Annotated in this window: 19 protein-coding genes; 12 read left to right on the top strand and 7 right to left on the bottom strand. The window is 70.1% G+C overall.

Features of this window, described 5'->3' with window-relative positions; genetic code table 11:
- Positions 1-6: 6 nt before the first annotated feature.
- Both WFQ05_RS11305 and WFQ05_RS11300 read left to right on the top strand, forming a co-directional pair.
- Positions 7-546 carry a UPF0149 family protein gene (locus WFQ05_RS11305; protein ID WP_337053888.1) on the top strand — a complete coding sequence of 180 codons (540 nt, stop codon included), beginning with the start codon at positions 7-9 and terminating at the stop codon, positions 544-546.
- Positions 546-1874, top strand: coding sequence for an aminopeptidase P N-terminal domain-containing protein (locus WFQ05_RS11300; RefSeq protein ID WP_286575204.1), 1329 nt, complete (start codon positions 546-548; stop codon positions 1872-1874). Before WFQ05_RS11305 ends, WFQ05_RS11300 begins: the two co-directional genes overlap by 1 nt.
- Before the next feature lie 418 nt (positions 1875-2292).
- Here WFQ05_RS11300 and pepQ read toward each other — a convergent pair whose 3' ends face one another.
- The 7 genes from pepQ to rph form a co-directional block, all read right to left on the bottom strand.
- On the bottom strand, positions 2293-3618 hold the full coding sequence (pepQ, locus tag WFQ05_RS11295) for a Xaa-Pro dipeptidase (RefSeq protein ID WP_337053887.1): 1326 nt from the start codon (positions 3616-3618) through the stop codon (positions 2293-2295).
- Positions 3619-4244: 626 nt separating this feature from the next.
- Positions 4245-4583 (bottom strand): PilZ domain-containing protein, encoded by a 339-nt coding sequence (locus tag WFQ05_RS11290; RefSeq protein WP_130517082.1) that lies wholly within the window; start codon positions 4581-4583, stop codon positions 4245-4247.
- Positions 4580-6898, bottom strand: coding sequence for a DUF1631 domain-containing protein (locus WFQ05_RS11285; protein ID WP_337053886.1), 2319 nt, complete (start codon positions 6896-6898; stop codon positions 4580-4582). The genes WFQ05_RS11290 and WFQ05_RS11285 overlap by 4 nt, the downstream gene beginning before the upstream one ends.
- A gap of 402 nt (positions 6899-7300) precedes the next feature.
- Entirely contained in the window at positions 7301-8458 is a 1158-nt protein-coding gene (hemW, locus tag WFQ05_RS11280) for a radical SAM family heme chaperone HemW (RefSeq protein ID WP_337053957.1), read from the bottom strand.
- 117 nt (positions 8459-8575) lie between these two features.
- Positions 8576-9172, bottom strand: coding sequence for an RdgB/HAM1 family non-canonical purine NTP pyrophosphatase (gene rdgB / locus WFQ05_RS11275; protein ID WP_337053956.1), 597 nt, complete (start codon positions 9170-9172; stop codon positions 8576-8578).
- Positions 9172-9558, bottom strand: coding sequence for a VOC family protein (locus WFQ05_RS11270; RefSeq protein WP_337053885.1), 387 nt, complete (start codon positions 9556-9558; stop codon positions 9172-9174). The genes rdgB and WFQ05_RS11270 overlap by 1 nt, the downstream gene beginning before the upstream one ends.
- Entirely contained in the window at positions 9555-10283 is a 729-nt protein-coding gene (rph, locus tag WFQ05_RS11265; protein ID WP_130517090.1) for a ribonuclease PH, read from the bottom strand. Before rph ends, WFQ05_RS11270 begins: the two co-directional genes overlap by 4 nt.
- 103 nt (positions 10284-10386) lie before the next feature.
- Here rph and WFQ05_RS11260 point away from each other — a divergent pair, with 103 nt between their 5' ends.
- The 10 genes from WFQ05_RS11260 (at position 10387) to WFQ05_RS11215 (ending at position 21138) form a co-directional block, all read left to right on the top strand.
- On the top strand, positions 10387-11247 hold the full coding sequence (locus WFQ05_RS11260; RefSeq protein WP_130524276.1) for a YicC/YloC family endoribonuclease: 861 nt from the start codon (positions 10387-10389) through the stop codon (positions 11245-11247).
- Positions 11248-11338: 91 nt separating this feature from the next.
- Positions 11339-11953 (top strand): guanylate kinase, encoded by a 615-nt coding sequence (gmk, locus tag WFQ05_RS11255; RefSeq protein ID WP_337053882.1) that lies wholly within the window; start codon positions 11339-11341, stop codon positions 11951-11953.
- 10 nt (positions 11954-11963) lie between these two features.
- On the top strand, positions 11964-12290 hold the full coding sequence (locus tag WFQ05_RS11250; protein WP_337053881.1) for a low molecular weight protein tyrosine phosphatase family protein: 327 nt from the start codon (positions 11964-11966) through the stop codon (positions 12288-12290).
- A 136-nt stretch (positions 12291-12426) separates the two neighbouring features.
- Positions 12427-12723, top strand: coding sequence for a DNA-directed RNA polymerase subunit omega (gene rpoZ / locus WFQ05_RS11245; RefSeq protein ID WP_130517111.1), 297 nt, complete (start codon positions 12427-12429; stop codon positions 12721-12723).
- A gap of 191 nt (positions 12724-12914) precedes the next feature.
- On the top strand, positions 12915-15083 hold the full coding sequence (locus WFQ05_RS11240) for a bifunctional (p)ppGpp synthetase/guanosine-3',5'-bis(diphosphate) 3'-pyrophosphohydrolase (RefSeq protein WP_130517113.1): 2169 nt from the start codon (positions 12915-12917) through the stop codon (positions 15081-15083).
- A gap of 401 nt (positions 15084-15484) precedes the next feature.
- Positions 15485-15871: a RidA family protein gene (locus tag WFQ05_RS11235; RefSeq protein WP_130517115.1), complete on the top strand. Its 387-nt coding sequence runs from the start codon at positions 15485-15487 to the stop codon at positions 15869-15871.
- A 101-nt stretch (positions 15872-15972) separates the two neighbouring features.
- Entirely contained in the window at positions 15973-18207 is a 2235-nt protein-coding gene (gene recG / locus WFQ05_RS11230; protein WP_337053879.1) for an ATP-dependent DNA helicase RecG, read from the top strand.
- A 149-nt stretch (positions 18208-18356) separates the two neighbouring features.
- The gene (locus WFQ05_RS11225; RefSeq protein ID WP_337053878.1) at positions 18357-19295 is read left to right on the top strand and encodes a nucleoside hydrolase; all 939 of its coding nucleotides are present in this window, start codon (positions 18357-18359) and stop codon (positions 19293-19295) included.
- Between the two features lie 71 nt (positions 19296-19366).
- Positions 19367-19609, top strand: coding sequence for a type B 50S ribosomal protein L31 (locus tag WFQ05_RS11220; protein WP_130517121.1), 243 nt, complete (start codon positions 19367-19369; stop codon positions 19607-19609).
- A 248-nt stretch (positions 19610-19857) separates the two neighbouring features.
- On the top strand, positions 19858-21138 hold the full coding sequence (locus WFQ05_RS11215; RefSeq protein ID WP_130524271.1) for a citrate synthase: 1281 nt from the start codon (positions 19858-19860) through the stop codon (positions 21136-21138).
- The last annotated feature ends 23 nt before the right edge of the window (positions 21139-21161 follow it).

The following is a 21161-nucleotide window of genomic DNA, read 5'->3' as shown; positions in this document are numbered from 1 at the left end:
GACCCCATGAGCCTGCCCACTCCCGAGGACGTCGACCAGGCCGCGCGCGCGCTGGCCCTCGGCGCCAGCCCTTACGAACTCCACGGCGCGCTGTGCGGCTGGCTGGCCGGCGGCGGCGCCAATGCGCAGGACTGGCCGGCCCGCGTACTGGCCGACCCGGCGCTGCCGACGCCGCCGGCCGACAGCGCGCTGGACACGCTGCGCACCACCACCGCCACCCAGCTGGAGGACCGCGGCTTCGGCTTCGACCTGCTGCTGCCCGATCCCGCCGCCGGCCTGGAGGAACGCGCCCATGCGCTGTTCGACTGGTGCCGGGCGTTCCTGGGCGGCTTCGGCCTGGCCGCGGTCGGCGATGCGCCGCTGTCCGACGACGGCGCCGAGGCGCTGGCCGACCTGGGCAAGTTGGCCCAGGCCAGCCCCGAGCTGGGCGAGGGCGAAGAGGACGAGGACGCGCTGGCCGAGATCGAGGAATTCGTGCGCGTGGCCGTGCTGCTGCTGCACGGCGACTGCGTGCTGGCGCCGCGCCATCGCAAAAGCCTGAACTGATGCGCGCGGCCACCGGCATCGGCGCGGCCGAATTCGCGCGCCGGCGCAAGGCCCTCATGCGCATGGCCGGGGAGGACGCCATCCTGGTGCTGCCGGCCGCGCCCGAGCGCGTGCGCAGCCACGACACGCACTATCCGTACCGGCAGGATTCGGACTTCTGGTATCTCACCGGCTATCCCGAGCCCGGGGCGGTGCTGGTGCTGATCCCCGGCCGCCGCCACGGCGAGGTGATCCTGTTCAACCGCGACCGCGACCCGGCGCGCGAGGTCTACGACGGCCCGCGCATCGGCCAGCAGGGCGCGGTGGACGGTTACGGCATGGACGATGCCTATCCGATCGAGGACATGGACGAGATCCTGCCGGGCATGTTGGAAGGCCGCTCGCGGGTGTACTACCACTTCGGCCGCGACACCGAGTTCGACCTCAAGCTGATCGGCTGGGTCAACCAGGTGCGCGCCCAGGCGCGCGGCGGCGCGCAGCCGCCGCACGAGTTCCTCGAACTGGGCCATCTGCTGCACGAGCAGCGGCTGTTCAAGTCCGCCGACGAACTCAAGCTGATGCAGCGCGCCGCCGAGATCAGCATCGACGCGCACCTGGCCGCGATGCGCGGCGCCCATGCCGGCGTGCGCGAGTACCAGCTGCAGGCGGTGATCGAATGCGTGTTCCGCGCCAGCGACGCCTGGCCGGCCTACGGCAGCATCGTCGGCGCCGGCGCCAATGCCTGCATCCTGCATTACGTGGCCAACAACGCGCAGGCCAGGGCGGGCGAGCTGGTGCTGATCGACGCCGGTGCCGAATACCGCAACTACGCCGCCGACATCACCCGCACCTTTCCGGTGGACGGGCGCTTCAGCAAACCGCAGCGCCAGCTGCACGACCTGGTCGGCGCCGCGCAGGCCGCCGCGCTGGCGCAGGCGCGCCCGGGCGTGCCCTACGAGGCCGGCCACGAGGCGGCGGTGGAAGTGCTGACCGAGGGGCTGCTGCAGCTGGGCCTGCTCAAGGGCAAGCTGGAGACGTGCATCGCCGAGGGCAGCTACAAGCGCTTCTACCGGCACAAGACCGGCCACTGGCTGGGCCTGGACGTGCACGACGTGGGCGACTACCGCCTGCAGGGCGAGTCGCGCCTGCTCGAGCCGGGCATGGTGTTCACCATCGAGCCGGGCCTGTACATCTCGCCCGACGATACCAGCGTGGAGGCCAAGTGGCGCGGCATCGGCATCCGCACCGAGGACAACGTGGCCATCACCGCCGACGGCCACCGCGTGCTCACCGCCGCGCTGGCGCGCAGCGCCGACGAGATCGAAGCGGTGATGGCCAGCGGCGGTTGAGATTCGGGGATGCCACTGTCTCCTCAAATCTCGCAGCGGCCCATCTGTAGAGCGGAGCTTGCTCCGCTGGGGCCTTTCTCATGAACTGACCTAAGAGTAGCGGAGTCCCCAAGAGGGGATTGCGACAAGCTCCGCTCTACAGGTGGAATCCGCCACGGCGGCGAAGGGCGCTCCAGGTAAAGCCTCATTGCCACGCTGGCGCGCAGCGCCGATGAGGTTGAAGCGGCTCAAATCTCACAGCGGCCTATCTGTAGAGCGGAGCTTGCTCCGCTAGGGCCTTTCTCATGAACTGGCCGAAGAGCAGCGGAGTCCCCAAGAGGGGATTGCCACAAGCTCCGCTCTACACATGGGAGCCGCCATGGCGGCGCGGGGCTTTCTCGGTAGAGCCCCATCGCCGCCATGGCGGCTCCCACCCACATCAGCCCTCCGCAAATGCCGGGCGGGTGAGGTTGTCGGCGCCGGTCTCGGTGCACAGCACCTCGTCCTCGATGCGGATGCCGCCATAGGGCTTGAACTGCGCCACGCGGTCCCAGTTGATCGCCTCGCCGTGGCCGGCGGCCCTGGCGTGGTCCAGCAGCATGTCGATGAAGTACAGGCCCGGCTCGATGGTCACCACCATGCCCGGCTCCAGCACGCGGGTCAGGCGCAGGTAAGGGTGACCTTCCGGACGCTCGATGCGCCCGCCGCGGTCGGAGGCCGCGAAGCCGGCCACGTCGTGCACCTGCAGCCCGATCGCGTGGCCCAGGCCATGCGGGAAGAAGGTCGCCGACAGCCCGCTGGCAACCGCCGCCTCGGGCGAGACGGTGATGACGCCGAAGTCCTTGAGGATGCCCATCAGCGCCAGGTGCGCGTCCAGGTGCAGCTGCTTGTAGTCCACACCCGGCGCCACGGCCTGGCCCATGCGGATCTGGGCCGCGTCCAGCGCCTGGATCATGGCCTGGAACTCGCTGCCCGGGTCGGCCGCGTAGGTGCGAGTGATGTCGCTGGCGTAGCCGGCGGCGCTGGCGCCGGCGTCGATCAGGAAGCTGCGCGACTGCGCGGGCGCCACGCGCTCCAGTTCGGTGTAGTGCAGCACGGCGGCGTGTTCGTTGAGGCCGATGATGTTGCCGTAGGGCAGCTCGGTCGCGTCCTGGCCGACCGCGGCGCAATAGGCCATGTGGATGTCGAATTCGCTGGCGCCGGCGCGGAAGGCCGCCTCGGCCGCGCGATGCCCGCGCACGGCAAGCGCCTGCGCCTGGCGCATCAGCGCGATCTCGTACGGCGTCTTGTAGGCGCGGTGGTAGGCCAGGTAGTCGATCACCGCCTCGGGGTTGTTGGGCACATAGGCGCCCAGCGCGCTGTGCGCCTCGCCCAGGATCGCGCAGCGCGCGATGTCCTTGGGCAGCAGCGCGGCGGCCTGTTCGGCGGTGCGGATGATGTCGATGTCGAAGTGCGCGACCCACCAGCCGCTCGGCGCGGCCGGCACCACGTGCCAGTAGTCGCGCGGCTGCAGGAAGATCAGGCGCGGGCGCTGGCCGGGCGTGTACACGATCCAGCTGTCGGGCACGCGCGTCAGCGGCAGCCAGGCCTTGAACTGCGGATTGACGTAGAAGGGGTAGTTCAGATCGTCGGCGTGCTGGTAGTGCAGGCGGCCGCTGGGGATGACCAGATGGTCCAGGCCGCCGCGCGCCAGCGCTTCGTCCGCGCGCGCCTTGAGCGTGTCCAGGTGGGCGGCGTAGCGCGGGGCGGGATCGGGCAGGGACATGGCGGCGGCTCGTTGCGGTGAAGAGTCGCGAAGTTTACTCGCCGCCTGGTGCGGGGCTCTTGTCGCGGTGTGTTGCACGCAGGGCTGTGCGTCCGCAGCGCCTGATGGCGCTTGGCGTCGAAACGCCTAGCCCAAAACCGTCGCTCCCGCGAAAGCGGGAACCCAAGGACGTTGCTCGAACTGGACGGACGTCCCTGGATCCCCGCGTTCGCGGGGATGACGGGCTTTGAGTGCATCGAGCGGAGCGGGATCGGCCTTTGGCAAGTCGGTGGGCTCCAGGCTCGTGCCGCACTAGCAACAAGACCTCTCTACCGTCATTCCCGCGAAAGCGGGAATCCAGGGACGTTGCTCGACCCTGCACGGAAGTCCATGGATCCCCGCGTTCGCGGGGATGACGAACTTTGAGTGCATCGCCTGGAGCGGGGATTGGCGTTCGGCGAGTCGGTGGGCGCAAGACGCGCGCCGCACCAGCAACAAGATCTTTCTTTCGTCATTCCCGCGAAAGCGGGAATCCATGGACGTTGCTCGACCTGTACGGAAGTCCATGGGTTCCCGCTTTCGCGGGAACGACGATGAAGCGGCGTAGTACCGCCAATCCAACGGCCGCGCGTCGGCGTGCGGTCGCGCTAGCGTTCGATCCAGTCGCGCAGCGCGGACAGGTGCTCGGCCGAGACGGTGAGGAAGCGCAGGCCGGCCAGCGACTGGCCGGGCGTGTGCGCCGCGCCGGTCCACAGCAGGTGCGCGCCGACGTCGATATCGGTCTCCCGGCCGGTGGAGCCGACCGGCAGCGAGAACTGCAGCTGATACAGCGCGTCCTCGCGCACCGGCGTGTCGGCCACGAGCAGCATGCCGGCTTCTGACAGGTTGCCGACGCGGCCGACCAGCTGGCCGGTCATGGTGTCGGTGACGGCGATGGCGCCGTCGGGGCTGCGGCGCTGGGCGCGGCGCGCTTCGGTGATGCTCATGCGGCCTCCATGCCGGCCAGGTCGCGCAGCTTGGCCAGGGCGGCCTGCCAGGCCCGGTCGAGCAGGCTGCCGTGCTCTTCGCTGACCGGGCGCGCCTGGTCGATGGCCATCAGCCGCGCCACGCTGTCCAGCGTGTGCTCGCCGACCTTCTGCCCGCGCGCGCTGACGAACAGCGCGTGGCCGCTGGTCGGGTTGTACCAGGACAGGCGCAGCCGGCGCAGGTCGCCCTGCTGGTTCTGCACGAATTCGAACCAGGTGCCGAACGGCAGCCGCCGCAGCGATTCGTAGCTGGCCTGTTCGGTCGGCGAGCGCGGCAGCGGCGCGGGCCGGCGCGGGGCGACCTGGGCGGCGGCGGCGACCTTGGCCTGCAGCTTCAGCGCCGGCTCGCCGGGCAGCTCGGGCTCGGGCGCGTTGGCCAGGCGCCGGGCGATCACCGCGGCCTCGTCGCTGTGGTAGCCGACCTTGACCAGGGCCTGCTCGATCTGCGTCGGCAGCGCGGGCTCGGGCGTGTCCTGCCCGGTCACCGCATCGGCGATGCGCGTGGTCAGCGCGCAGACTTCCTGCCATTCGTCAGAGTCATCGCCGTGGCGCAGGCGGATCAGGGTCAGCACGTCGGCCCAGGCCTGCGACAGCAGGGCCTGCACGAAGGGCGGGATCGGCCGCGCGCCCAGGGCCTGGTCGATGCTGTCGGCGGCGGCGGTCTTGGCGTTCTCCAGGCGATCGCGCCCGCGCGCGGCCTCCACCAGCCGGCGTTCGGCCACCTCGGCCTTGCGCGCGGCCGTCTGGAAGTGGTCCTGCACGTCGCGGTGGGCCTGGGCGAACACGGCCTCATCGCCGGTGTATTCGGTCAGCACCTTGGACACGGCCGCCTTGAGCTTGGCCAGCAGGACCGGGTCGGTGTCGTCCTCGCCCAGCCAGTTGGCGCCGGACTCGGCCACGGCATTGAGCAGTTCGCGCGCCGGATGCTGCGGGCTCAGGAAGAAGGCGCGGTCGTTCAGCGCGGCCTGCACCACCGGCACCTGCAGCTGGCCGAGCAGGTCCGAGGCCGGGCCGCGGCGGACCTCGCGGCCGATCTGCCGATACAGCAGGTCCAGCAGTTCGAAGGTGTCGGCATCCTCGCGCGCCAGCTCGGCCTGCGGGCCGTGCAGGCGGCGCAGGCCGGCCAGAACGCGCTCGCGGATGTCCTCCAGCGCCAGCGGCGTGCTCGGCACCTGGCCCTGCGCGACCTGCAGCTGCAGGGTCTGCAGCGTGCTGAGCACGTGCGCGGTGGGCAGCGACGCCTCGCTGGCCGCGCCGAAGCCGCCCGTATGCGGTGCGCCGACCGGGGGCGGGGTGGCGTTGGCGCCGCCCGCAGCCGGGCCCGGCGAGGCGGCGGGCGACGGGGGCGCGGGGTGCGATGCGCCGGGCTTCATCCAGGCCGGCAGCAGGCCGGCGTCCTTGGCCGCCGGCGGGGGCGCGCTGGCGCGGGCGTGGCTGGCCGACAGCAGCCGCTGCAGCGAGGCGAAGCTCACCACCGGCGCGGTCGAACGCCGGGCCTGACCGGGGCGCACCCAGCCGGGCAGCTCCACCGGCGGCAGGCCAGTCTTGGACGCCGGCGTGGCCGGTGCGGGGTCTGACGCGCTGCGTGCGGCCGGCGTGCGGGCGCGCTGCGGGGCGAACACCAGCCCCGGCAGCACGCCCTGGCGGCCCAGGGTCTGGGCGATCTGTTCGAGCAGCTCGCCATAGCCGGACATCACGTGCTGCTCGAACAGGCGGTACAGCTGCAGCTGGGAAGTCAGGTCCACCTCCAGCGTGGCCGCGCCCACGCGCAGGGCCTGGCACAGCGAGTGCGGCGACAGCGGCTGGCGCGCCTCGTCCAGCGCCGGGCTGCCGGCCAGCACCCCGAAGCGCTGGGACAGCAGGTGCAGCGCCTGCTGGTGGCGATGGCTGTAGCGGCGCGCGATCTCCTCCAGGACGATGTTCTGGTCGATGACCGCGTCCTCCACCAGGGTCAACAGCGCGGGCGGTTGTTCGACGGCCTGAGGGAGCTGGGGCGGACTGCGCAGCGCGGCCAGCTCGGCCTCCAGCCGCGCCAGCAGCGCCGGCAGGACCTTGGCCCGGTCGCGGCGCAGGTGCTGCAGGTGTGACAGGTAGCTGGTCTGCGTCTCGTTGCTGCGGGCGCGGTTGGCGCTGAGGAACAGCTCCTGTTCCAGCGCGTCCAGGCTGGATTCCACGCCCAGGAACAGCGCCTGCTGCAGCTGGGCCAGCAAGGCCTCCAGGATCCGGCGCACGCGCACGGGCAACGCGGCCGAAGCCAGCGTGTCGGTGGCGGTCAAGATCGGTGAAGCAGCCCCTGGAGCGACCATCGGGTTCCCGTGCGGTCATGCGCTTTGCGGCGGTTTTGTAACACAACGCCATCGAAGGCCGACAATGGCCGCACTGCGAGGGGTCTTGGCCTGGCCGGTGGGATGCGCCGCAGCCGGTCATCGCGGCGCGCCGCCCTCTGCGCTTGGTGGGAGCCGCCATGGCGGCGATAGGGCTTTCCCCGGAGAGCCGCAACCCCGCCCAGGCGGCTCCCACCTGTAGAGCGGAGCGTGCTCCGCTAGGGCCTTCCCCACGAACCGACTGAAAAGCAGCGGAGCAAGCTCCGCTCTACAAGAGGCTGCGGCTTGATCCGAGAGACAGGTGCTCCCACCAAGCGACAGCGCGCGCGATGGGGGCGCGCGAAGGCGGTGCGCCTAGCCTTCCAGGAACAGCGCCATCACATCGTTGGCGAAGCGCAGCCCCAGCGGCGTGGGCACCACGCGCCCGCCCTCGACCTGCAGCCAGCCGTTGGCCTGCGCCTGGGCCAGCGGCGTGGCCAGATGCGCGGCCGGCAGCCCGGTGCGCACCTGGAAGTCGCGCAGGGCGAAGCCTTCCTTGAGCCGCAGCAGGTTAAGCATGTACTCGAACGGCCGCCGCGCCGGGGCGATCTCGTCGTCGCCGCCGATGCCGGCCGGCGTGCCGGCGCTGGCCAGATACGTGGTCGGATGCTTGACCCTCCAGCGGCGCAGGATGCGCTGCCCCGCGCCGGAACTGATCTTGCCGTGCGCGCCGGCGCCGATGCCCAGATAGTCGCCGTAGCGCCAGTAGTTGAGGTTGTGCGCGCACTGCCGTCCCGGGCGGGCGTAGGCGCTGACCTCGTAGTGCGCATAGCCGGCGTCGGCCAGCGCCGCCTGGCAGGCCTCCTGCATGTCGTAGGCGTCGTCCTCCTCCGGGATGCCCTGCGGTGGCCGGGCGAAGAACACCGTGTTGGGCTCCAGCGTGAGCTGGTAGTGCGACACGTGCGCCGGCTGCAGGGCGAAGGCGCGCTCCAGATCGTGCAGCGCCATCGCCAGCGACTGGCCGGGCAGGGCGTACATCAGGTCCAGGTTGAGATTGTCCAGACCGGCGTCCTGGGCCAGCTTGACCGCGTGCTCGGCCTGGGCGCTGTCGTGGATGCGGCCCAACCGCTGCAGGCAGCCATCGTCGAAGCTCTGGATGCCGAAGCTCAGCCGGTTCACGCCGGCGGCGCGATAGGCGCCGAAGCGGTCGTGCTCGGCCGTGCCCGGGTTGGTCTCCAGGGTCACCTCGCACTCGGGCGCGAAGCGCAGCCGGGCGCTGGCCGCCTGCAGGAAGCGGTCGATGTGCTCGGCCGGGAACAGGCTGGGCGTGCCGCCGCCGAAGAACACGCTGTGGATCGTGCGGCCCCAGACCAGCGGCAGGTCCTGGTCCAGGTCGCGGATCAGCGCGTCGATGTAGGCATCGAAGGGCAGCGCGCCGCTGCCCTGGTGGGAGTTGAAGTCGCAGTACGGGCACTTGCGCACGCACCAGGGCAGATGCACATAGAGCGACAGCGGCGGCGGGATCAGCTTCACGTCCGCGGGCTGGGCCGCGTGCAGCGGATCGAACAGCCGCGCGTCATCGGGCCGGGCGTCGGCAGCATCGACAGGGGGTGCCACGGGAAGCATCGGGTCGGGCCAGGCTTGGCGGTATCAGAACAGCGTGGTCAAACGCTGGCCGAGCGCTTCCAGCGCGCGGGCGCGATGGCTCAGCCGGTTCTTCAGCGCGGTGTCCATCTCGGCCGCGGTCAGGCCGTGGTCCGGATCCAGGAACAGCGGGTTGTAGCCGAAGCCGCCGTTGCCGCGCAGCTCACGGGTGATCTGGCCTTCCCATGCGCCCTCGGCGATCAGCGGCTGCGGATCCTCTGGATGGCGCAGCAGCACGATCACCGCGTAGAAGCGCGCGCGACGCTGATCGTCGGGCACGTCGCGCATCGCCTCCAGCAGCTTGGCGTTGTTGGCTGCGTCGCTGGTGGGCTGGCCGGCGTAGCGCGCGCTGTACAGGCCGGGCGCGCCGCCCAGCGCATCGACGATCAGGCCGGAGTCGTCGGCCAGCGCCGGCAGCCCCGTGACCGCGGCGGCGTGGCGCGCCTTGATCAGGGCGTTCTCGACGAAGGTCAGGCCGGTCTCGGGCACGTCCTCCACGCCGAGCTGCTTCTGCGGCACCACCTCGTAGGGCAGGTGCGCCAGCATCGCGGCGAATTCGTCCAGCTTGCCGGCATTGCCGCTGGCCAGGACAAGGCGCTTGATCATTTCGGCTCCAGCAGATCCCAGGTGTTGCCATACAGGTCGCGGAACACCGCGACGGTGGCGTAGGCCTCCTCGCGCGGGCGTTCCAGGAATTCCACGCCGGCCGCGGTCATGGCGGCGTGGTCGCGCCAGAAGTCGTCGGTGTGCAGGAAGAAGCCCACGCGCCCGCCGGTCTGGTCGCCGATGCGCTGGCGCTGTTGCTCATCGCTCGCGCGGGCCAGCAGCAGGGCCGCGGCGTGCTGGTCGCTCGGGCCGACGACCACCCAGCGCTTGTGGCCTTGGTCGAGGTCTTCGAGCAGGGCGAAGCCCAGCTTGCCGGTGTACCAGGCGATCGCCTCGTCGTAGTCGGCCACCACCAGCGTGGTCAGGGCGATGCGTCGGGTCACGGCTGGGCGAGCGCGTCGCGCTGGGCCTGCACCAGCTGGGCGATGCCGGCCTGGGCCAGGCCGAGCAGCGCGTCCATCTCCTCGCGGCGGAAGGCATGGCCCTCGGCCGTGCCCTGCACCTCGATGAAGCCGCCGCCGTCGTTCATCACCACGTTCATGTCGGTGTCGCAGTCGCTGTCCTCGGCATAGTCCAGGTCCAGCACCGGCACGCCCTTGTAGATGCCCACCGACACCGCGGCGATCGCGCCGAAGATCGGGTCGCGCTTGATCTCGCGCCGCGCCTTCAACCCGTTGATCGCATCGACCAGGGCCACGTAGGCGCCGGTGATGGCCGCCGTGCGCGTGCCGCCATCGGCCTGCAGCACGTCGCAGTCCAGGGTGATGGTGCGTTCGCCCAGCGCGCCGCGGTCCACGCAGGCGCGCAGCGCACGGCCGATCAGGCGCTGGATCTCCAGCGTGCGCCCGCCCTGCTTGCCGCGCGCGGCCTCGCGGTCCGAGCGGGTGTGTGTGGAGCGCGGCAGCATGCCGTATTCGGCCGTCACCCAGCCCTCGCCCTTGCCGCGCAGGAAGGCCGGCACCTTGTTGTCCACCGAGGCGGTGCACAGCACGCGCGTGTCGCCGAAGGACACCAGCACCGAGCCCTCGGCATGGCGGGTGAAACCGCGCTGGATGGACACGGGGCGGAGCTGGTCGGCGGTGCGACCACTGGGGCGGGAAAACGTCATGCGTGGGATGCCTGCTTGAGGAGGGGCGGCGATCTGGAGACCGGCCGGCCAGGCACCCTAGGGTACCATCCACGCCCTCTTCGCCCTTCGGAAATGCCCCGCCGTGATCCGTTCCATGACCGCCTACGCCACCGTCGAACAGCCCGTGGACGGCGGCGCGCTCAGCGCCGAACTGCGTGCGGTCAACCACCGGTTCCTGGAGCTGAGCCTGCGCCTGCCCGATGAGCTGCGCGCGCTCGAACCGGCGCTGCGCGAGCGCGTGGCCGCGCGCGTGGGCCGCGGCAAGCTGGATCTGGTGCTGCGCCTGCGCACCGCCGAAGGCGAGGGCGGCCTGCACCTGGATCAGGGCATGGTCGATGACCTGGCGGCGGTGAATGCGCAGCTGGCCGCGCGCTTTCCCGCGTTGCGCACCAGCCTGACCGAGCTGCTGCAGTTCCCCGGCGTGCTGCGCAGCCGGGCGCTCGATGCCGAGGCGCTGCAGGCGGCCGCGTTGGCGCTGCTGGAGCGGCTGCTGGATCAGTTCGTCGATGCCCGCGAGCGCGAAGGCGGCAAGCTCGCCCAGGCCATCGCCGAACGCGTGGACGCCATCGCCGCGCGCGCGGCCGAAGCCCGCACGCTGATCCCGCAGATCCGCGCCGGCCAGCGCCAGAAGCTGGAGGCGCGCCTGGCCGAGCTGGCCCAGCCGGCCGACCCGGGCCGCCTGGAACAGGAGCTGGTGCTGTCCCTGCAGAAGCTGGACGTGGACGAGGAACTGGACCGCCTGGACAGCCACATCAAGGAGATCCGCCGCGTGCTCAAGGGGGAGGCGGCCGTGGGCCGGCGCCTGGACTTCCTGCTGCAGGAGTTCAACCGCGAGGCCAACACCCTGGGCTCCAAGTCGGTGGACGTGCGCACCACCAACATCGCCGTCGAGCTCAAGGTGCTGATCGACCAGATCCGCGAGCAGGTGCAGAACCTGGAGTAATCGCCCGGCCCTTTCCGCGCGCGGCGTCTTTGCTAGACTTGCGCGCCTTTTCCGACCGTCGCGCTCCGGCGCGGCAGCTAAGGCCATCGCCATGCGCGGCACCCTGTATATCGTCGCGGCCCCGTCGGGCGCCGGAAAGAGCAGCATCGTCAACGCCACGCTGGCGCGCGACCCGCGCATCAGCCTGTCGATCTCGTTCACCTCGCGCGCGCCGCGCCCGGGCGAGCGCCATGCCCAGCACTACCACTTCGTCAGCGAAGCGCAGTTCCAGGCGATGATCGACGCCGGCGAGTTCTTCGAATACGCCCGTGTCCACGGCGACTGGAAGGGCAGTGCGCGCCAGTCGGTCGAGCCGCAGCTGGCCGCCGGCCAGGACGTACTGCTGGAGATCGACTGGCAGGGCGCGCGCCAGGTGCGTGAGAAGGTGCCCGAGGCGGTGAGCGTGTTCATCCTGCCGCCCTCGCGCGACGCGCTGGAGGAGCGCATGCGCAAGCGCGGGCAAGACAGCGAGGACGTCATCGCCGAGCGCCTGGCCGCCGCGCGCGAGGAGATGTCGCACTACGGCGAGTTCGACTACGTGATCGTCAACGAAGTCTTCGACACCGCGGTGGAAGAGATGTGCGCCATCTTCACCGCCAGCCGCCTGCGCCGCGAGCGCCAGGCCGCCGAACACCGCGCCCTGATCGAGGCGCTGCTGGCGCAGTAATCGCGCACGCTTGAACGTCCTGTTCGTCTGCAGCCAGAACCGCCTGCGCAGCCCGACGGCCGAGCAGGTGTTCGCCGGCTGGCCGGGCATCGAGGTCGCCTCGGCCGGCCTGAACCACGACGCTGAGAACCCGCTGACGCCGGAGCTGCTGGCCTGGGCCGATCTGGTGCTGGTGATGGAGAAGGCGCAGCGCGCACGGCTGTCGCAGAAGTTCCGCCCGCATCTGGGTGGCGTCCGCGTGGCCTGCCTGGACATCCCGGACGACTACGATTTCATGGATCCGGTGTTGATCGCGCTGCTGCAGGCACGGGTTCCGCGGCACCTGCCGAGGCGCTGAACGCCCGGTTCAGTGGCCTAACCGGTTGATTTGAAAGGCGTGGATTGCAATCGAGGCCGGCGATCCCTAGAATTCCCGGTCCCTTTCCGCTAGTCGCGCGGCCCACCTGTCCGGTGGATGGCCGCCAGGAGCCCACATGGCCCGCATCACCGTAGAAGATTGCCTGGAAGTCGTCGACAACCGTTTCGAGCTGGTCATGATGGCCGCCAAGCGCGCCCGCCAGCTGGCCAACGGCGTCGAGGCCACCATCGACAACGAGACCGACGACAAGCCGACCGTGCTGGCGCTGCGCGAGATCGCCGCGCGCAAGGTCGACAACGACCTGATCGACCGCGTCGAGAAGGCCGAGCGCGAGCGCGCAGAGCGCGAGGCGCTGGAGTGGGCCGCCGCCGAAGTGGTCGCCGACGACGACATGTCCAAGGGCGACGACTAAAAGCCCATCGGCGTTCTCGCCTGATGCAGCGGCCCGCCCATGGCGGGCCGTTGTCGTTTCCGGTGCCGGCTCGCGCGCAGGCGCGAGCGCGTGCCGTCGGGTGGAACGCGCGCTGCATGAACCAGTGTGATGCAGCGCATGCGCGCCCATGGTGCATTGCTGCGACCGGGCCGCTGGCATAGGCTTCGCGCATGACTCCCGGGCGTTCCAGCAAAGCCATCCAACCCGCACCGCCGCACGAGGACGACGTACCCGAGTACGTGCGTCGCTTCGAGGCGGCCGCCAGCTATCTGCCTGCCGATCAGTTGCCGCTGCTGCGCCGGGCCTGGCAGGTCGGCGCGGCCGCGCACGAGGGCCAGACGCGCAAGTCCGGCGAGCCCTACATCACCCATCCGGTGGCCGTGGCCCAGGTGCTGGCCGAGCTGGGCATGGACGTGGAGACGCTGATCGCCGCGGTCCTGCACGACACCATCGAGGACACGCCGCTGACCCGCGAGGAGATCGCCGGCGAGTTCGGCGAGGCGGTGGCCGAACTGGTCGACGGCGTGACCAAGCTGGACAAGCTCAAGTTCCGCGACCGCAAGGAGGCGGCAGCCGAGTCGTTCCGCAAGATGCTGCTGGCCATGTCGCGCGACCTGCGCGTGATCATGATCAAGCTCGCCGACCGCCTGCACAACATGCGCACGCTCGGCGCGCAGAGCGCCGAGGCGCGCAGCCGCATCGCGCGCGAGACGCTGGACATCTACGCGCCCATCGCCCAGCGCCTGGGCATGAGCCTGGTCAAGTCCGAGCTGCAGGACCTGAGCTTCGCCGCCATGTATCCCTGGCGCCACGCGATCATCCGCAAGCACATCCAGAGCCAGCCGGTGATGCGCCGCGAGGCGCTGGCGCAGATCGAGACTCAGCTGACCCAGAGCCTGACCCGCGAGGGCATCGCCCATCGCCTGGTGAGCCGGGTCAAGACCGCCTGGAGCATCTACACCAAGATGCGCAGCGAGGGTAAAAGCTTCGACCAGGTGATGGACGTGTTCGGCTTCCGCGTGGTGGTGACCAGCGTGCCGGACGTGTACCACGCCCTCGGCGCGGCGCATGGACAGTTCAAGCCGCTGGACGGACGCTTCCGCGACTTCATCGCGATCCCCAAGGCCAACGGCTACCAGTCGCTGCACACGGTGCTGTTCGGCCCGTACGGCTCGCCGATCGAGGTGCAGATCCGCACCGAGGAGATGGACCTGGTGGCCGAGCGCGGCATCGCCGCGCACTGGACCTACAAGTTCGGCACGCAGATGCCCAACAGCGCGCAGAGCCGCGCCCATGCCTGGATTTCCGAGCTGATCGAGAACCAGCGCTCGGCCGGCTCGTCGCTGGAGTTCCTGGACAACGTCAAGGTCGACCTGTTTCCCGACGAGGTCTATCTGTTCACGCCCAAGGGCAAGATCCTGTCGCTGCCGCGCAATTCTACCGCGCTGGATTTCGCCTATGCGGTGCACACCGACGTGGGCAACCAGGCGGTGGCCTCGCGCGTGGACAAGAAGCTGGTGCCGCTGCGCACCAAGCTCACCAGCGGCCAGAGCGTGGAGATCATCACCGCCAAGTCGGCCGCGCCCAAGCCGCAGTGGCTGGAGTTCGTGGTGACCTCCAAGGCGCGCACCGCCATCCGCCACCAGCTCAAGCAGCTCGGCCACGAGGATGCGGTGCAGCTGGGCCACCGCATGCTCGACCGCGCGCTGGAGGACCTGGACAGCTCGCTGGACCGCCTGCCGGCGCAGCGGCTGGAGAGCTTCCTGATCGAGCACAAGTACCCGCGCCTGGAGGCGCTGCTGGAGGACGTGGCGCTGGGCAACTGGATGCCGGCCCAGGCCGCGCAGGCGATGATGGCCTTCGCCGATCTGCGCAGCGGCGGCCATTCCAAGCATTCGCAGGAGAAGATCCTGATCACCGGCGGCGAGCGCGGCGTGATCAGCTTCGCCAACTGCTGCCAGCCGATCCCGGGCGACGAGATCATGGGCTTCCACACCGCCGGCAAGGGCATCGTGGTGCACCGCCTGGACTGTCCCAACGTGGCCGAGTTCCGCAAGTCGCCGGATCGCTGGGTGGCGATCGACTGGGACCCGGGCGTGAGCGGCGACTACGACGCCAGCCTGCTGATCGAAGTGGAGAACCGCACCGGCGTGCTGGCCCAGGTGGCCGCCGCGGTGGCGCAGAGCCAGTCCAACATCGAGCGCGTGGAGTACCTGGAGCGCGACATCAACGCCGCGGTGCTGCGCTTCAACATCCAGGTGCGCGATCGCAACCACCTGGCCGAGGTGATGCGTCGCCTGCGGCGCTTGCAGACGGTGCTGGGGGTTCGGCGGGCGTAGTGGGGCCGGGATTCGGGATTCGGGATTCGGGAAGAGCGTCCCCTGTCGATGTGAAGGTCCTGCGCTTGTGATTGCGAAGCTGTGGAAGGGGCTGGCGACTCAAGTTCTCTGAGCCGAAGGCTTTTCGCCCCCTCCCTTTCGCGCAGCGAAGGGGAGGGTTGGGGGAGGGGTTCGCTGTTGCTGTTGCTGTTTCGCTTCTAGAAGTCACACCGCGCGAAGAGCACCCCTTCCCCTCAATCGCTAGCCGCGATTTCGAGCTCCCCTGCGCTGCGCGCAAGGGAGGGGGCCGATCAAGCGGTCTGACGCGACGCTGCCAATCCCCAATCCCCAATCCCCAATCCCGAATCCCGAATCCCACCCAGCTAAAATACCCAGCCCCTGTCCCCAGAACCACGAACGCCATGACCAAGCAGATCATCCACACCGACCACGCGCCGGCCGCGATCGGCCCGTATTCGCAGGCCGTGCGTGCCGGCGACACGGTGTACTTCTCCGGCCAGATTCCGCTGGATCCGGCCACCGGCAACCTGGTCGAGGGCGACATCACCGCGCAGGCGCGGCGTTCGTTCGACAACCTCAAGGCCGTGGCCGAGGCCGCGGGCGGGTCGCTGGGCGACATGGTGCGCCTGGGCCTGTACCTGACCGACCTGAGCCAGTTCGCCGCGGTCAATGCGGTGATGCAGGAGTACTTCAGCGCGCCGTTCCCGGCCCGTTCGACCATCGAGGTCTCCGGCCTGCCCAAGGGCGCGCTGTTCGAGGTCGACGCGGTGATGGTGCTGGGCGCGTGATCGGGCCTGCATGCGGCGTTGTCCGACGCGCGCATGCGTCGATCTGAAGTAGCAATCGCGCAGGACGGCCGGCATCCTAGCGGCCTATGACCGGCCCCACGATGCCCGCCGTCCGCAGCCTGGAGCCCGCCTTCCACCAGCCCATCGTCGGGCTCAGCGGCGCCGGCCCCAAGCTGGCCGAAAAACTCGCCGCGCGCGGCTTGCTGACCCTGCAGGACCTGTGGCTGCTGCTGCCGCTGCGTTACGAGGATCGCACCTCGCTGACGCCGATCGCGCGGCTGCAGCCCGGCGTGGCGGCGCAGGTGGAGGGCACCATCGAGGCGGTCGAGCGCGGCTTCCGCTACCGCCCGGTGCTGCGGGTGGCGATCGGCGATGCGTCGCGCGCCACGCTGGTGCTGCGCTTCTTCCATTTTCGCGCGGCGCAGGTGGCGCAGTTCGCCGTCGGTGCGAGGCTGCGCGTGTATGGCGTGCCGCGCCAGGGCCAGCAGGGGCTGGAGATCATCCATCCCAGCTACCGCCTGCTGGACGCGCAGGGCGATACGCCGCTGGGCGAGACGCTGGAGCCGGTGTACCCGGCCATCGAAGGCGTCGGTCCGGCGGTGCTGCGCAAGCTGATCTCGCAGGCGCTGGATCGCCTGCCGGACCAGGCCGCGCTGGAGCTGCTGCCCGAGCCGCTGCTGCGCCAGCAGCGCCTGCCCGACGGCCAGGCCTTGCCCTCCCTGCGCGAGGCGCTGCTGACCATGCACCGCCCGGCGCGCGATGCCGACGTGGCGGCGCTGTCGGCCGGCACGCATCCGGCGCAGCGGCGTCTGGCGCTGGAGGAACTGCTGGCCCATCACCTCAGCCTGCGGCGCCAGCGCATCGCCCTGCAGCAGCATGGCGCGCATGCGCTGGCGGGCAAGGGCGCGCTGGTGGCCAAGCTGCTCAAGACCCTGCCGTTCAAGCTGACGGGCGCGCAGCAGCGGGTGTTCGCGCAGATCCGCGCCGATCTGGCCCAGCCGCGGCCGATGCTGCGCCTGGTGCAGGGCGATGTCGGCAGCGGCAAGACCGTGGTCGCGGCGCTGGCGGCGATGCTGGCGGTCGAATCCGGCAAGCAGGTCGCGCTGGCCGCGCCGACCGAGCTGCTGGCCGAACAGCACCTGGCCAACCTGCGCGGCTGGCTCGAGCCGCTGGGCGTGCGCGTGGCCTGGCTGGCCGGCAAGGTCACCGGCAAGGCGCGCGCCAAGGTGCTCGAAGATGTCGCCAGCGGCGCGGCCCAGGTCGTGGTCGGCACGCATGCGCTGATGCAGGAAGCGGTGGCCTTCCACGACCTGGCCCTGGCCATCGTCGACGAGCAGCACCGCTTCGGCGTGCACCAGCGCCTGGCGCTGCGCGACAAGGGGCGGGCGGCGCCGCAGGTACCGTCCGGGCGAGCCAGGGATGGCGAGCGGCAAGGCACCAGGGAGGGTGATCAGGCGATCGATCGGCGTCTGTCTCCCCACCAGCTGGTCATGACCGCCACGCCGATCCCGCGCACGCTGGCCATGGCCGCCTATGCCGATCTGGACGTCTCGGCCATCGACGAACTGCCGCCGGGCCGCACGCCGGTGCAGACCATCGTGCTCAGCGCCGAGCGTCGCCCCGAGCTGATCGAGCGCATCCGCGTGGCCTGCGCCGAAGGCCGGCAGGTCTACTGGGTGTGCACGCTGATCGAAGAGGCCGACGACGACGCCAAGGCGCAGGCCGGCAGCGCCGGCCCGGGGCTGCGCTTCGAGGCGCAGGCCGCGCAGACCACCTTCGAGCAGCTGACCGCGGCGCTGCCGCAGGCGCGCGTGGCGCTGGTGCACGGCCGCATGAAGCCGGCCGAGAAGCAGGCGGTCATGCGCGCCTTCAAGCAGGGCGAGTGCGACCTGCTGGTGGCCACCACGGTGATCGAAGTGGGCGTGGACGTGCCCAACGCCTCGCTGATGGTGATCGAGAACGCCGAGCGCCTGGGCCTGGCGCAGCTGCACCAGCTGCGCGGGCGCGTCGGCCGTGGGGCGATGGCCTCCTCGTGCGTGCTGCTCTACCAGGCGCCGCTGTCGCAGATGGCGCGCGAGCGCCTGGACACGATGCGCCAGACCAACGATGGCTTCCTCATCGCCGAGAAGGACCTGGAGCTGCGCGGCCCGGGCGAACTGCTCGGCACGCGCCAGACCGGCCTGGCCGCCTTCCGCGTGGCCGACCTGGCGCGCGATGCCGGCCTGCTGCCGCAGGTGCACGCCCTAGCCGACCGCCTGCTCGACACCGATCCGGCGCTGGCCGATCGCCTGATCGCACGCTGGATCGGTGGCGCCGCGCGTTACGCCAGCGCCTGAGCCGCTGGCAGACGTGAGCGCGGGGGAGTGAGGCGTGAGCGGGCGCCGCCTTTTCTCGCGCCTCACTCCTCTCCACTCACTGCTGGCTTCTCTCCTACTGCTCCCGGCTATGTCAGACTCGGCGACCGTTCCATGAGAGCTCCCGGAGCATGACCGCGAAGATTCCGCTTCTCATCGATACCGACCCGGGCGTGGATGACGCGCTCGCGCTGTTGATGGCCTTCAACGACACTGCCCACGACGTGGTCGGCCTGACCATCGCCGCCGGCAACGTCGGCCTGCAGCACACCGTGCGCAATGCGCTCAAGCTGTGCGAGGTCGCCGGCCGCAGCGAGGTGCCGGTGTTCGCCGGCTGCGCCGCGCCGCTGCTGCATCCCTCGCCCGACGCGGCCGATGTGCATGGCCTGGATGGCTTCGGCGACACCGGCTACGCGCCCGCGGCGCATGGCGCCCAGGCCGAGCACGCCGCGCTGGCGATCCTGCGCCTGTCGCACGAGTACGCCGGCCGCCTGCTGCTGGTCACCCTGGGCCCGCTGACCAACGTGGCGGTGGCGCTGAAACTCGATCCGACCCTGCCGCAGCGTGTGGCGCGGCTGGTGGTGATGGGCGGAGCGGCATCGGCGCACGGCAACCTGACCCCGGCGGCCGAGTTCAACGTGGCCTTCGACCCGGAGGCGGCGCACCTGGTGTTCCAGGCCTTCCCGCAGTTCGACGTGGCCGACTGGGAGGCCACGCTCGCCCACGGGCTGCACCACCGCCGGGTGGAGCAGTGGCTGGCCGCGCCGTCGCCGCGCGCGGCCTTCTACGAGACCATCTCGCGCCAGACGCGGCTGTGGTCGGCCGATCGCCGCGGCGATCACTGGCATAGCGCCGATGCGCTGGCCATGGCCCTGGCCCTGCATCCGGACGGCGCCACCGAGCTGGTCGAGCGCCCGCTGGCGGTCGAACTGGCCGGCACGGTGACCCGCGGCGCCACCGTCACCGACTGGAACCGCCAGACCGGCCGGCCGGACAACGCCCGGCTGCTGCTGCGCTACGACCAGGCGCGGTTCGAGGCGCTGGTCGAGGCGGCCCTGGCCGCCGCGTAAGCCAGGTCTTGCACGGGGTGGGGTGGGCCGCTACAATGCGCGGCTCACCTTTTCGACATCTGGTGCCCGCCATGAAGGCCGACATCCATCCGCAGTACCGCGACGTCGTCTTCCACGATGTCACCTCCGACTTCAAGATCCTGACCCGCTCGACCCTTGCCAGCAAGGAAACGATCAAGTGGGAAGACGGCAACGAATACCCGCTGGTCAAGGTCGAAGTGTCCTCCGCCTCGCACCCGTTCTACACGGGCAAGCACAAGGTCATGGACACCGGCGGCCGCATCGACAAGTTCCAGAAGCGCTACGCGCGCTGATCGAACGCAGTTTCTGAGTGGTTCGAATGACGGCTGTGTCCCTCGCGGGACACGGCCGTTTTCGCGTGTGCGCCCCGGCGCCGGGCGGCATCATCCTTTGGTCTGACGGGAACGATCCGTCACGGCCCTCGATACCAGGCCGTATGCGATAATCCTCGGACTGCGCGGCTAAGGTTTCCAGTCGTCGCGGATCCTGTCTACGCGCCACGGCCGACAGGCTTTGGCGCTTCCCCACGAAGGAGTGCACTGTGTCCGAACTTGACCAGGCCACGCTGAGCGCCGGCGACAAATCGGCGACTCTGCCTGTACTGAAACCCACGCTTGGCAACGATTGCGTCGACATCTCCAAGCTGACCAAGGAAACGGGTCTCTTCACCTACGATCCCGGCTTCGGCGCCACCGCCGCCTGCAAGTCCGCCATCACCTACATCGATGGCGACAAGGGCGTGCTGCTGTATCGCGGCTATCCGATCGAGCAGCTGGCCGCCCATTCCAGCTTCACCGAGGTCTCCTACCTGCTCATGAACGGTGAGCTGCCGTCCAAGGACGAGCTGGCCAAGTTCGAGCACGAAGTGACGCATCACACGATGATGCACGAGTCGCTCAAGAGCTTCCTCAAGGGCTTCCACTACGACGCCCATCCGATGGCCATGCTGGCCGCCTCGGTGGCTTCGCTGTCGGCGTTCTATCACGACACCCTGGATCTCAACGATCCCGAGCAGCGCCGTCTGGCGGCGATCCGCCTGATCGCCAAGATGCCGACCCTGGCCGCCGCGGCGCACCGCTACGCGCTGGGTCAGCCGATCCGCTATCCGCGCAACAATCTGGGCTACGTCGAGCGCTTCCTGCACATGATGTTCGAGGTGCCGAGCGAGGACCTGGAGCTCAGCCCGGTCGTGGCCAAGGCGATGGATCTGCTGTTCATCCTGCACGCCGACCACGAGCAGAACGCTTCGACCTCGACCGTGCGTCTGGTCGGCTCCACCGGCGCCAATCCCTACGCCTCGGTCGCCGCGGGCATCACCGCGCTGTGGGGCCCGGCGCACGGCGGCGCCAACGAGGCGGTGCTCAAGCAGCTGGCCGAGATCGGCGATGCCAAGAATGTCGCCAAGGCGGTCGAGCGCGCCAAGGACAAGAACGACCCGTTCCGCCTGATGGGCTTCGGCCATCGCGTGTACAAGAACTTCGACCCGCGCGCCAAGATCATCCGCGAGATGACCCACAAGGTGCTGGGCGAGCTGGGCGTCAACGATCCGCTGCTGGAAGTGGCGATGAAGCTGGAAGAGGCCGCGCTGAAGGACGATTACTTCGTCGAGCGCAAGCTGTATCCCAACGTGGACTTCTACAGCGGCATCATCTACAAGGCGCTGAACATCCCCACCGAGATGTTCACCGTGCTGTTCGCCATCGGCCGCACGCCGGGCTGGGTGTCGCACTGGCTGGAACAGCAGGTCGACCCGGACGCGCGCATCGGCCGTCCGCGCCAGATCTACGTCGGTTCGCCGAGCCGCGACTACCCGAAGGCCTGATCGGTCTTTGGGATTGTGTGAGA

Origin of the sequence: Pseudoxanthomonas sp. USHLN014 (assembly GCF_037153335.1) — a bacterium.
Taxonomy (GTDB): domain Bacteria; phylum Pseudomonadota; class Gammaproteobacteria; order Xanthomonadales; family Xanthomonadaceae; genus Pseudoxanthomonas_A; species Pseudoxanthomonas_A winnipegensis.
This window is presented reverse-complemented; position numbering and strand designations above follow the sequence as displayed.

Excerpts from the sequence above, each read along its gene's own strand:
- WFQ05_RS11305 (WP_337053888.1), top strand. The coding sequence starts at position 7 with ATGAGCCTGCCCACTCCCGAGGACGTCGACCAGGCCGCGCGCGCGCTG.
- WFQ05_RS11300 (WP_286575204.1), top strand. The coding sequence starts at position 546 with ATGCGCGCGGCCACCGGCATCGGCGCGGCCGAATTCGCGCGCCGGCGC.
- pepQ (WP_337053887.1), bottom strand. The coding sequence starts at position 3,618 with ATGTCCCTGCCCGATCCCGCCCCGCGCTACGCCGCCCACCTGGACACG.
- WFQ05_RS11290 (WP_130517082.1), bottom strand. The coding sequence starts at position 4,583 with ATGAGCATCACCGAAGCGCGCCGCGCCCAGCGCCGCAGCCCCGACGGC.
- rph (WP_130517090.1), bottom strand. The coding sequence starts at position 10,283 with ATGACGTTTTCCCGCCCCAGTGGTCGCACCGCCGACCAGCTCCGCCCC.
- gmk (WP_337053882.1), top strand. The coding sequence starts at position 11,339 with ATGCGCGGCACCCTGTATATCGTCGCGGCCCCGTCGGGCGCCGGAAAG.
- rpoZ (WP_130517111.1), top strand. The coding sequence starts at position 12,427 with ATGGCCCGCATCACCGTAGAAGATTGCCTGGAAGTCGTCGACAACCGT.
- WFQ05_RS11240 (WP_130517113.1), top strand. The coding sequence starts at position 12,915 with ATGACTCCCGGGCGTTCCAGCAAAGCCATCCAACCCGCACCGCCGCAC.
- WFQ05_RS11235 (WP_130517115.1), top strand. The coding sequence starts at position 15,485 with ATGACCAAGCAGATCATCCACACCGACCACGCGCCGGCCGCGATCGGC.
- recG (WP_337053879.1), top strand. The coding sequence starts at position 15,973 with ATGCCCGCCGTCCGCAGCCTGGAGCCCGCCTTCCACCAGCCCATCGTC.
- WFQ05_RS11225 (WP_337053878.1), top strand. The coding sequence starts at position 18,357 with ATGACCGCGAAGATTCCGCTTCTCATCGATACCGACCCGGGCGTGGAT.
- WFQ05_RS11220 (WP_130517121.1), top strand. The coding sequence starts at position 19,367 with ATGAAGGCCGACATCCATCCGCAGTACCGCGACGTCGTCTTCCACGAT.